Raw genomic sequence first — 11,073 nt, forward strand, 5'->3', positions numbered from 1 at the left:
AAATAGCTGCGCGCCGAGCGGAACTTGATCGGCGCCGTGGCGGGCGTGGGCTGCAGCACGCCTGCACCAATCTGCAACGTCGCATTTAGCGGGCCCAGACGCCCCTCTCCATCGACCCCAGCCCGGAGCGCCCCCGAAATCGGGGCCTCCAACGCCCCAAGCCAGGCGAGAGCGGGCGATTGCCCGGCGATGTCACCCGCAGGCATATCCTCGAACGTGGCCCCAAATTCCGCCGCCTTGCTGCCGATGCGGCCAGTGTAATTCACCGCCAGCGTGGTCGCATAATCGCGCGCGCCAAGCAGCGCAACATCGCCGCGCAGGGTGATCTCGTCGCCCGCACGCATCAACTCCAGCCGCCCGCCATCCGCGCTCCAGGCACGGCCCGCACGGGCATCCTCATAGCGCAGCGTCAGATTGTCCGCCGTCACGCGGGTCAGCGCGTCCAGTTGCGGCCGGGCAAAGAGCGCATCCATCTGTTCGTTGAAGGTGCCGCCCTGCCCCGTGCCCTCGAACATGATGGCGAATTCGCCCGACGCCAGCCGCCGCAGCCCCAGCCGCGCCCCCGACAGATGCACCGCCTCGGGCTGCACCTCGCCGCGCAAGAGCGGCGCCGGTGCCACCGTCACCGAGAGTGTTCCCAGCGTGACCAGCGTTACACCGTCGAGATTGGCCAGAACCACATCCCGCAACGCCACGCGCGGCACGAGATCCTCGCCCACCACCAGCGACATCTCGCCAAAGCGCAGGGCATAGCCCGGCACGCTCGCATCAATCCGCGCGGCGATCCGCTCCTGCACCCAGTCGGGCGCGCGCAGGCTCGCCCCGATGCTCATCGCCACCCCAAGGCCCAGCACAACCACCAGCACCGCGCAGGAAAAACAGAACTGCATCACATGCCGCAGCACACGCCGCCCCTTGCGGGCGCGTTTCTGGGTCTGGATTGCAGGCTCCGTCGTTTCCGCCGTGCCCTGCTCTTGTGTCGGCTGCGTGCTCATCCTATCCGTTCGGGCGCATGCTGCGCCTCTCTTCTGCCTCGTGGCTTTATTCTGGTCTCTTGCGTCCTAATATGGAATTCACAATTTTCATCCCAGAGGATACCCCATGCCTGATACATCCGAAATGGCCCCCGATTTCACCCTGCCGCGCGCCGGTGGTGATCCTGTTACGCTCTCGGCCTTGCGTCCCGGCGCGGTTGTGCTGTTTTTCTACCCGCGCGACGATACCTCCGGCTGCACCAAAGAGGCGGTCGCCTTTTCCGCCCTCAAGGATCAGTTCGACGCCGCCGGGGTTACAGTGATGGGCATTTCCAAGGACAGCCTTGCCAGTCACGAAAAATTCCAGTCCAAACATGCCCTTACCGTGCCGCTCTTGTCCGACGAACACGCGCAGGTCTGCGAAGACTTTGGCGTCTGGGCGGAAAAGAGCATGTATGGCAAGACATACTTCGGCATCGAGCGTTCGACCTTCCTGATCGACGGCGCGGGGCGCATCGCCCGCGTCTGGCGCAAGGTCAAGGTGCCCGGCCACGCCGAAGAGGTGCTGGACGCGGTCAAGGCGCTGTGAGCGACCTCACCCTGACAGATATGGCCGTCGCGGTGCTCTCGACCAGCGACGGCCGCGCCAAGACGGCCCTCTCGCGCGCCCATGCCGCGACGTGGTTTGCCGCCCGCGCAGCGGGGCGCGACATTCCTTTGGGGCGTGCCCAGCCGCCCCTGCGCCCCGCCCGCCCCGAACAGCCCGCACTCCTCGACCCGCGCGACGTGCCCCGCCGCCGCCCCGGCTCGGTGCAGGGGCGCATCGCGCTTCTGCATGCGGTGGCCCATATCGAGCTCAACGCCGTGGACCTGCACTGGGATATCATCGCGCGCTTTGCCGACACGCCGATGCCGCTTGGATACTACGATGACTGGGTCAAGTCCGCTGATGAGGAATCCAAGCATTTCAACATGATACGCGACTGTCTTGAGGCAATGGGCAGCCATTATGGTGCCCTGCCTGCCCATGCCGGGATGTGGCGCGCCGCCGAAGACACGGCGCAGGATTTCCTTGGCCGCCTCGCCGTCGTGCCCATGGTGCTCGAGGCGCGCGGCCTTGATGTCACCCCCGGCATGATCGAGGTCTTCGAGCGCGCAGGCGAGACCGCCGCCGTCGCCGCCATGCGGGTGATCTACGCCGAAGAGGTGCATCACGTGGCCTATGGCTCCAAATGGTTCCACTTTCTCTGCGGTCGCCATGACATCGACCCCAAGACCGCCTTTCATGATCTCGTCCGCCGCTACTTCCACGGCGCGCTCAAACCGCCCTTCAACGAGGAAAAGCGCGCCGAGGCGGGCATCCCGCCCGACTTTTACTGGCCTCTTACCGAGAGCGGCTCAATCAGGGGTTGAAATTCGGCATATGCTATCGGCGAATTTCCGCCGCTCTGGCGGGAAACAGCCCAGCCCCGCCTGAGGATTGGTCAAAAATCTTGCCCAAAGCCACCCTGCTGGCTAATCACGTTTCATTGCGGCGCCTGAAACCAATCCGGCACCGCAAGGGACGACCGTAGGGGCAACAGGGACATTGAGCGCGTGAGAACAAGACTTGCGATAAAAATTCATACGATCCTTGAAAGATACTTTCCCGAACGCCGGGTCTTTTTGCGATCCGATAACGATACGCGCTTCATCCGTCTGCGCCCCTCAACCCAGCTTTTTGCCTTTCTCGGGGCCTCGGCCATCATCGCCTGGTCGATCATCGCCACCTCCGTCCTCGTGATGGACAACATCGGTGCCGGCAATTTCCGCGAGCAGGCCAAGCGCGATCAGCGCACCTATGAAAACCGCCTCAACGCGCTCTCTTCCGAGCGTGACAAGCGCGCCCAAGAGGCGATTGCCGCACAAGAGCGGTTTTCCTCTGCGCTCGAACAGATTTCGTTGATGCAATCCGAATTGCTGGCCTCCGAAACCCGCCGCCGCGAATTGGAAACTGGGATCGAAGTGATCCAGTCCACCCTCCGCCGCACCATGTCCGAGCGCGAAGAGGCCCGCGAAGAGGCCGAGCAACTGGCCCTCTCGATGCAATCAACGGGCGGCGCGGGCGTTGGGCCCGACGCGGAGTCCGGCACCGATGCCACGGTCAATTTCCTGACCGCAGCCCTCGACGATGCCGCCGAAGAGCGTGACACAACCATTGCCAATGCCCAGGATGCTCTCCTCAAGGCCGAGGAAATGGCCCTGGAACTTGAACTGCTCAAGGATCAGAACGACCAGATCTTCAGCCAACTAGAAGATGCCATGGCCATCTCGGTCGAACCGCTCGACAAGATGTTCCGCGCCGCAGGCCTCAACACCGACAGCCTTCTCCAGACCGTGCGCCGGGGCTATTCCGGTCAGGGCGGCCCGCTCATGCCGCTGTCGTTCTCCACCCGTGGCGATGAGGCCTCGCTTGATGCCGAGCGCGCCAACCGCATCCTTGGCCGTATGGACGAATTGAACCTCTACCGCATTGCCGCGCAAAAGGCGCCCTTTGCCCTGCCCGTCAAGAGCGCGTTCCGCTTCACCTCGGGCTATGGCATGCGCTGGGGCCGGATGCACGAAGGCACCGATTTTGCCGGGGCCCATGGCACGCCGATCTATTCCACCGCCGATGGCGTCGTCACGCACGCAGGCTGGCTCTCGGGCTATGGCCGCCTGATCAAGATCCAGCACGCCTTCGGCATCGAGACCCGCTATGCTCATCTATCGCAAATCCGTGTCAACGTCGGGCAAAGGGTCTCGCGTGGCGAGCGGATTGGTGATATGGGCAACTCTGGACGTTCTACGGGCACACATCTACACTACGAGGTCCGCGTCGGCGACAAGTCCGTCAACCCCATGATATACATCAAGGCTGCAAACAATGTTTTCTAAGAGCAAAATCAACGAACCCGCGCAAAAGCCCGCAGAGGCCAAACCGGCTGCCTCCGAGAACCGGCTCGATTCGGCGCGGCCTGACGCGCTGAATACGGAATTCAAGGCCTCGGCCCCCAAGGCCAAGCCGCCCGCCTCGGTGCTGTCCTCGGACCTGCACGTGACCGGCAACCTCAAGACCACCGGCGATATTCAGGTCGAAGGCTCGATCGAGGGCGACATTCGCGCGCATCTGCTGACCGTTGGTGAAGGCGCCACGATCAAGGGCGAAGTGATTGCCGATGACGTGGTCATCAACGGCCGCATCGTGGGCCGTGTACGTGGCCTCAAGGTGCGCCTGACCTCGACCGCCCGCGTCGAAGGCGACATCATCCACAAGACCATCGCCATCGAGAGCGGCGCGCATTTCGAAGGCTCGGTGCAGCGTCAGGACGATCCCCTGACCGGCAACAAATCGGCCCCCAAGCCCGCAGCGCCCGCCGCCGCAGCCCCCGCCGCGCCGAAACCCGCCGAAGGCTGATCCGGACCAGACATTAAAAAGGCGGCGTGGCCCCGTGCCATCGCCGCCTTTTTCACGTCTGCCGCTCCGCCTCTTACGGCTCGCGCAGCGCCTGCTGACTCTTGTAGAGCGGTTTCAGCAGATATTGCAGCACGGTCTTTTCGCCGGTGTGCAATTCCACCTCGGCCTGCATGCCGGGCCGGATCTCGATCCCCGCCTGCCGGGGCGTCAGCGCGCCCATATCCACCCGCAGCGAGACCTTGTAATGCGGATCGCCATCGGGATCGCGCGCCCGCTCATCCTTGAACGTATCGGCAGAAATGAAATCGACCCGCCCCTTTAGGGTGCCATAGATCGTGTAATCATAAGCCGTGAGCTTGATCGTCGCCTCCTGCCCGCGCCGGATATTGGCGATATTGCGCGGCTCGACCCGCGCCTCGACAAACATCTCCTCATCGAGCGGAATGATCTCCAGAATTTCCTCGCCGGGGCGCACCACGCCGCCGATGGTCGTCACGCTCAGATTGTTGACCACCCCGCGCAACGGGCTCAACAGCACGGTGCGATTGAGCTGATCCTGACTCGCGCGCAGGTTCTGGCGCAGCGTCGCCAATTCCTTCAAGGTCTCGGAATAGGCCTCGGCCCGCTCCAACTCGGCTTGCGTCACGATCTCGTCATAGCGTTTCTCGGCATCCGCATGCGCCTTGCGGGCACGCGTGACCTCGATCAAGGCCACGATCTTTTTCTCGAGCAGCCCTTCCAACAGCCGCTTTTCCTCGGCGGATTGCTGCATCACCCGCTTGGCGCCCTCACTGCTCTTGACGAAATCCTCCTGCCGCGCCCGCAAGAGCGCGCGTTCCGAGGCCACCATTTCCCCCGCCCGCTCCGCCAGCGCCTCGGGCACGACGAAATCGAACTGCCCCGCCAATTCCGCCTCCAGCCGCAATTGCCGCACTTCAAGACCCGCAATCTGATCCTGCAAATCCGCCACTTCCGAATTAAACCGGGTATCATGCAGCCGCGCCAAAACATCGCCACGCGCCACCACATCCCCCTCCTGCACCAGCAATTCCGCCAGAATCCCGCCCTCGAGGTTCTGGATGATCTGCGGCCGCGAGGTGGAAATGAACTCGCCCGGCGCGCGCACGATCTCGTCAATCCAGGCAAAGGCCGCCCAGAGGATAAAGATCCACACGCTCGCCGCACAGAGCCAGACCATCAGGCTCGGACCGCGCAAGCGCCCGTTCAATTCCGCCAGAATGCTTGCGGTGCTGCGCGTGCCGACGTCGCTCATGTCATGCCCCTCCCGGCCCGGTGCCTGCCGCCTGCGCCAGATGCGCCAGCACCTGATCGCGCGGCCCGTCCACCGCCATCCGTCCAGCTTGCAGGATCAGCGTGCGGCTTGTCAGGCTCAGAATTGGCATCCGGTGCGTCGCAATCACCGCCGTGCGCCCCTTGAGCCATGTCTCAAGCCGGCTCACCAGCGTGCGCTCCAGCGTCTGATCCAGCGCCGCCGTCGGCTCGTCCAGCAGACACACCGCCGGGTCCTGCAACCACAGCCGCGCCCATCCGATCGACTGCCGCTGCCCTTGGCTCAGCCCCTGACCGCCGTCAAGGATCTCCAGATCCAGCCCCTTGGGATGACCGCGCACAAACGGCCCCAGCCCGGCAAACTCCAACGCCTGCATCAACCGCGCGTCATCGCGCTCCAGCAAGGTCAGGTTCAGGTTCTCACGCAGGCTGCCGGTAAAGAGCCGCACATCCTGCCCCAGATAGCCGATCATCCGGCGCAAATCGCGCGGCGCGATCTGCCCCATATCGGTACCATCCAGCATCAACCGCCCCCGGCTTGGGGCGTAAAGCCCCGACAAGAGCTTAAGAAAGGTCGATTTCCCCGACCCGTTGGTGCCCAGCACCGCCACCACCTGACCGGGCTGAATGATCAACCCCGGAATATCCAGAACCGGCGCAGCCCCTGTGTCATAGGCAAATTGCACCTCGCGCAGCTCATAGGCCCCGGTCAGGGACGTCCGCCGCAAATAGCTGCGCCCCTCGGCCTCGTCCTGCTCTGCCAGCGCAATCGCATCCAGCCCCGCCAGCGCCGATTTCACATTGCCCCACCGCGCCAGCGTCCCCGATAGCTGCGTGAGCGGCCCGAGCGTGCGGCTGGTCAAAATCCCCACGGCAATGATCGAGCCCACGGTGAACTCGCCCGCAAAGACCAGATAGGCCCCAAGGATCACCGCCACGATATAGGTCGCCTGCTGCACCGCCTGCGCCCAGAAACTCAGCACCGATCCAAGCCGCCGCTGCTCGCTCGACTTGATCGCCTGAAGCGCCGTCAACTCGCCCCAAATCCGGCGAAACCGGTCCTCGGCCCGCTGCGTCTTGAGCGTATCAAGCTCAAATACCGCCTCATGCAACAGCCGCGCGCCCCGCGCGCCCGCACCCTGCATCTCTTGCGTGAGCCGCATCATCCGGCGTTGCAGCAGGAAGCCGGGCAGCACCATGATGATCCCGCCCAAGATGAGAACCCAGACCACATTGCCCGCAATCGACGCCACCAGCGCCAGAAAGACCACGATGAACGGTAAATCCGTCAGCGTGCCGATGGTGGAGGCGGTAAAGAACTCCCGCACCGATCCGAATTCCCGCATCGCCGAAAAGATCTGCGACGGTCCCTTGCTGGCAATTTCCGAGCGCATGCCCAGAATACGATCCATCAGAATACGCTGCACATTGAGTTCGATCTGCCGCCCGGCCCCGTCCATCAACTGCGCCCGCGCGATCTTGAGTGCGGCTTCCATCAGCAGCGCCAGACCCGCGCCCGCCGCCAGCACCCACAGCGTCGCCTCGGATTGATGCGGAATCACCCGGTCATAGACCTGTAGCGCAAAGAGCGCGACCGCCACCGCCAGAATATTGGCGACGAAAGACCCAAGCGCCACCTCCGCGATATGCCGCCGAAACCCGGCAAACTGGCTCCAGAACCAGTGCGGCGCGGCCTCGGGCGCGTCATGCGCGCGGCTCAGGCTCTGCACCGGCGCATCGGCCCGCACCACAAGGCCAGTAAAGAACGGCTCGAACTCGGCGAGGTCCACCTCGGCCCGCTGATCGGCACAGGTCGTGTCATGGATCGTCAAGACGTTGCCCGCCTGCGACAGCACCAGCACGAATTGCCCGCTTGTCATCTGCGCCAGCGCCGGCCACTGATCGGGATGCGGATGCGCCACCGGCTCGACCCGCGCCATCAGCCCCGCCGCCTCCAGCCCATCGGCCAAGGCGCGCGGCTGTGGCTGATCGGCGGGGCCACCGCCTGCCTTGCTCGCGATCATCGCCTCCAGAATATCGCGCTCGACCGCCTCGACCCCCAAGAGCGCGGCATAGGCCACGCCCAACTTGGCCCGCGCCACCGCCCGCTCGCCAAACCGCGCAGCGGCGGGCTGCGGCCCCTTGGACTCGCCCTTGACCTCTGCCGCGCGCGCGTTGGTGGTGATCGTCAGGGCGACGGGGGCCTTGGTCAAATCCGGCTCCCCTCCGCCAGCACACCCAGATGCCGCGCCAGTTGCAGCCGCGCCAGCGCCAACTCGTATTTCAGCGCCAGCGCCCGCGCCTGCCGCTCGGCAAAGGTCTCGTAGACACCGACCACATCCATGACCTCGCGCTGTCCGGCATCATATTGCGCCTGAAAGAGATCAAGATTGGCCTTGGCCGTGTCGCGCAGCGTGCTCGCCTCGCCCACCTGCCGCGACAGGGCACTCAACTGCCCTTCCAGCCGCTGCACCACCCGGTCGCTGTCCTCATCGGCCTGCGCGCGGCGGCGCTTGGCGGCTTCCTTGTCGGCCTCGGCGGCCTTCAACTGCGCCCCGGTGCCCAAACCCAGCAATTGCTCGGAGCGCAGGTTGAGGCCGAAACTCGTGTCGCCATTGCCCACCGTGCCCCCGGCGGTCAACCCCGGCAAGAGGCCCGCGCGCGCCATCACCGCCTCGGCGGTGTCACGCTCGGCCTCGGCCATGGCGCGCAACACATCGAGCGCCGCAACAGACCCCGCCTCCACCGGCACCTCCGACAGGCCCGCAACCCCGCCCAAGGGGCGCGCCGCCATGGCGTTCAACTCCGCCAGTGCCGTGGCCTCGGCCTCTTCTTGCCCGGCCATCACCTCGCGGATTTCCGCCAGACGCGAGCGCAGGATATTGAGGTCGGACATATCCGACACACCGCCCTTGACCCGCTCTGACATGATCCATTCGAACCGGCTCATATCCTCCAGCGTGCGCCGCTCCAGCGCCAGACGCTCGCGCGCCTGCGCCGCATCAAGATAGAGCGACAGCCCTTCAAAAACGCGCTTGTTGACATCCTCGGCCAGCGTCACGGCGGCCACCTCGACATCGGCCTTGGCAAAGTCGCGCTCGGCCTTCTTGCGGCCATTGTCAAACAGCACCTGCTCGACAATCAACTGACTGACCAGATCGCTCAGACTGGTCAGGCTGATATTAGGACCAATCCGCGGCAACCAGTTCTTCGATGCCGCCTCGGCCCGCAACCGCGCGCTCAGCAAATCCGCCTCGGCGCTGCGGCTATAGGCGGCCAGAACCGATCCTGCCACCTGATCAAAGCTGCTGCCCGGCACCAGAACCGACCGGCGCGCCTGCAAATCGCGGATGATTTCCGATTGCGCCGCCTCTTTGGCCCGCGCCTCTTGGTCAGGCCGCAGATCCGGCCCTGCGGCGGCCCGCGATACTTCTGCGTCGCGGTCATCTTCGCGCAAACACCCCGCAAGCGCCAAACAGACCCCCGCAAGCAACACGCCCCTCGTTACAGTCCCCATACATAGTCCTCCGACCTTCCGGCCCTGTCGTTGGAGACGCGCACCCCGGCACGGGCGCGCGTCCCTGTTCGCGATCAGGTGACGATCTGGATATCCTCATCCACAACGACCGTGGCATCATTGCCCAGCGTGTAGATGTCATAGGCCTGACCGTCGATCACCGTGCTGCCTGCGGCCTCGGCCCCGGTCAGCGTGACGCGGTCATCCGTGCCCCCCTGCACCAGAACCGTGTCGCTATTGCCCGAGAGGGCCAGAACCTGCGCTTCTGTCAGGCTCAGTTGCGCCTGATCGCCAAACCGCAGATCAATCGTCTCGATGTCAAAGGCACTCAGATTGGGATTACCGATATTCACGACCGAGGTGCTGGTCTCGTCGAGCACGACATAGGTGCTCGCGGTATTGCCCCCCGCATCGGTGCTCGTCACCACCAGTTGCGAGCCATCCGAGACCGGTGCAATCCGCCCCGCCCCGTCGAGAAAGAAGTAATCCGTCTCGCCGGTGAACTGGTTGGCCTGCTCGCCCAGTGCCAATTCACGCACATTGCCGCCCGCATCGACCTGATGGATGCTCACATCATCGGCGCTCGTTTCCACCGTGGCATTGCGATAGCCGTCTCCCTGCCGGAAATAGCCCACGATCCCCGGTGTCTCGGGTGCGACCATATCCAGCGTCAGGCTGCCGGTGATCTGATGCGTATTGCCCGCCCCGTCGGTCGCGGCCACCACCATCGCAGCCTGCCCGTCCTGCCGGGGAATATCCCCGTTGGGCAGGGTCACGGACCAATTGCCATTGGCATCGACCACCGCCTGATAGGTCCGGCCAAACACCCGCACCTCGGCGCTCGATCCCGGCTCGACCTGCCCCCTCAGGGTCACGCCTGCCGCCGCCTCTGCGATATTGATGATATTGTCCGGCGTCACCGGACCATCTTGGCTCAGTTCATTGACCAGCGTATCAACCCGCACCGTATCGTTGATGAACGCGGTATTGCCCGCACTATCGGTCACATCGACGCGCAAGGCCACGTCCCGCTCGCCGGATGCAATCTCGTTGGGGCCAAAGCGTGCCACCCAATTGCCATTGGCCGCCACCTGCGCCTCGTGCCGCACCCCGTCGATGGTGACAAACACCCGGCTGCCCGGCTCGATCGTGCCCGTGACATTGAACCCATTGGTGGCAATCTCATTGTTGATGACATCGCGCCCATCCGCCCCAATCGCGAGGTTGAGATCGCTGAGGCTGAGGTTGTCCACCTGCGTGTCCACCCGCACCGTCGCCTCGACCTCGGTCGGATTGCCCGCCGCATCGACCGTGCGCGCGCTCACCTCGGGCACATGCGTGCCGCGCGTGATCTCGGCGCTTTCATAGCGGCTCTGCCACCGGCCCGTGCCATCGGCCTGCACCGTATGCTCGACCCCGTCGAGGCTGACGATCACTCTGGCCCCGGCATCCGCCGTGCCCGTGACCAGAACCCCGGCATCCGCCTCGGCCCCGTTGATGACGCCATCGCCGCCAATCGCTCTTGCGTTCAACGTCAAGAGACCGGCCTCGGTATCCACACTCACCGCTTCGCGCAATTCGCTGACGTTGCCCGCTGCATCCGTGGCCACCGCCACCACATCGCCGGTATAGGTGCCGCTGGCAATCTGCGCGCCGGTAAAGTTCGCCGTCCAGCGGCCATCCGCCGCCACCACCGCATCGACGACCGCCGTGCCAAATGTCAGACGCACCGTCGAGCCCGGCTCGACCGTTCCGCTCATGGCAAAGCCGCCGCCTTGCTCTGCCGCGTTGATCACACCATCGGCCCCGCCGGGCGTGCCCGTCATGCCGAAATCGCGCACTTCCGTGTCGACGCG

8 protein-coding genes and 1 pseudogene are annotated in these 11,073 nt (G+C 64.7%); 4 read left to right on the forward strand and 5 right to left on the reverse strand.

The genetic code is table 11. The annotated features are described in order from the left end of the window. A pseudogene (locus KBT70_RS15275) lies at positions 1–995 on the reverse strand (hypothetical protein); the annotation flags it as partial. 106 nt (positions 996–1,101) lie between these two features. Here KBT70_RS15275 and KBT70_RS15280 point away from each other — a divergent pair. From KBT70_RS15280 to KBT70_RS15295, 4 genes are all read left to right on the forward strand, one after another. After that, entirely contained in the window at positions 1,102–1,563 is a 462-nt protein-coding gene (locus KBT70_RS15280) for a peroxiredoxin (protein WP_296635727.1), read from the forward strand. Positions 1,564–1,583: 20 nt separating this feature from the next. Next, the gene (locus KBT70_RS15285; RefSeq protein ID WP_296635758.1) at positions 1,584–2,387 is read left to right on the forward strand and encodes a ferritin-like domain-containing protein; all 804 of its coding nucleotides are present in this window, start codon (positions 1,584–1,586) and stop codon (positions 2,385–2,387) included. A 183-nt stretch (positions 2,388–2,570) separates the two neighbouring features. Further along, positions 2,571–3,890 carry a M23 family metallopeptidase gene (locus tag KBT70_RS15290; RefSeq protein WP_296635731.1) on the forward strand — a complete coding sequence of 440 codons (1,320 nt, stop codon included), beginning with the start codon at positions 2,571–2,573 and terminating at the stop codon, positions 3,888–3,890. Beyond that, entirely contained in the window at positions 3,880–4,410 is a 531-nt protein-coding gene (locus tag KBT70_RS15295; RefSeq protein WP_296635736.1) for a polymer-forming cytoskeletal protein, read from the forward strand. The genes KBT70_RS15290 and KBT70_RS15295 overlap by 11 nt, the downstream gene beginning before the upstream one ends. A gap of 73 nt (positions 4,411–4,483) precedes the next feature. On the opposite strand, the gene KBT70_RS15300 is transcribed toward KBT70_RS15295, so the two are convergent. The 4 genes from KBT70_RS15300 to KBT70_RS15315 all read right to left on the reverse strand — a co-directional run. Next, positions 4,484–5,683 (reverse strand): HlyD family type I secretion periplasmic adaptor subunit, encoded by a 1,200-nt coding sequence (locus tag KBT70_RS15300; RefSeq protein ID WP_296635740.1) that lies wholly within the window; start codon positions 5,681–5,683, stop codon positions 4,484–4,486. A 1-nt stretch (position 5,684) separates the two neighbouring features. Then, on the reverse strand, positions 5,685–7,913 hold the full coding sequence (locus KBT70_RS15305) for an ATP-binding cassette domain-containing protein (protein WP_296635744.1): 2,229 nt from the start codon (positions 7,911–7,913) through the stop codon (positions 5,685–5,687). Further along, positions 7,910–9,217, reverse strand: a complete 1,308-nt coding sequence (locus tag KBT70_RS15310; RefSeq protein ID WP_296635750.1) for a TolC family protein — start codon at positions 9,215–9,217, stop codon at positions 7,910–7,912. The genes KBT70_RS15305 and KBT70_RS15310 overlap by 4 nt, the downstream gene beginning before the upstream one ends. Before the next feature lie 74 nt (positions 9,218–9,291). Continuing rightward, on the reverse strand, positions 9,292–11,073 hold a 1,782-nt coding region (locus KBT70_RS15315; RefSeq protein WP_296635755.1), incomplete at its 5' end, for an Ig-like domain-containing protein.

It is taken from the genome of Roseovarius sp., assembly GCF_018066915.1.
GTDB lineage: Bacteria > Pseudomonadota > Alphaproteobacteria > Rhodobacterales > Rhodobacteraceae > Roseovarius.

Excerpts from the sequence above, each read along its gene's own strand:
- KBT70_RS15280 (WP_296635727.1), top strand. The coding sequence starts at position 1,102 with ATGCCTGATACATCCGAAATGGCCCCCGATTTCACCCTGCCGCGCGCC.
- KBT70_RS15285 (WP_296635758.1), top strand. The coding sequence starts at position 1,584 with ATGGCCGTCGCGGTGCTCTCGACCAGCGACGGCCGCGCCAAGACGGCC.
- KBT70_RS15295 (WP_296635736.1), top strand. The coding sequence starts at position 3,880 with ATGTTTTCTAAGAGCAAAATCAACGAACCCGCGCAAAAGCCCGCAGAG.
- KBT70_RS15300 (WP_296635740.1), bottom strand. The coding sequence starts at position 5,683 with ATGAGCGACGTCGGCACGCGCAGCACCGCAAGCATTCTGGCGGAATTG.
- KBT70_RS15310 (WP_296635750.1), bottom strand. The coding sequence starts at position 9,217 with ATGGGGACTGTAACGAGGGGCGTGTTGCTTGCGGGGGTCTGTTTGGCG.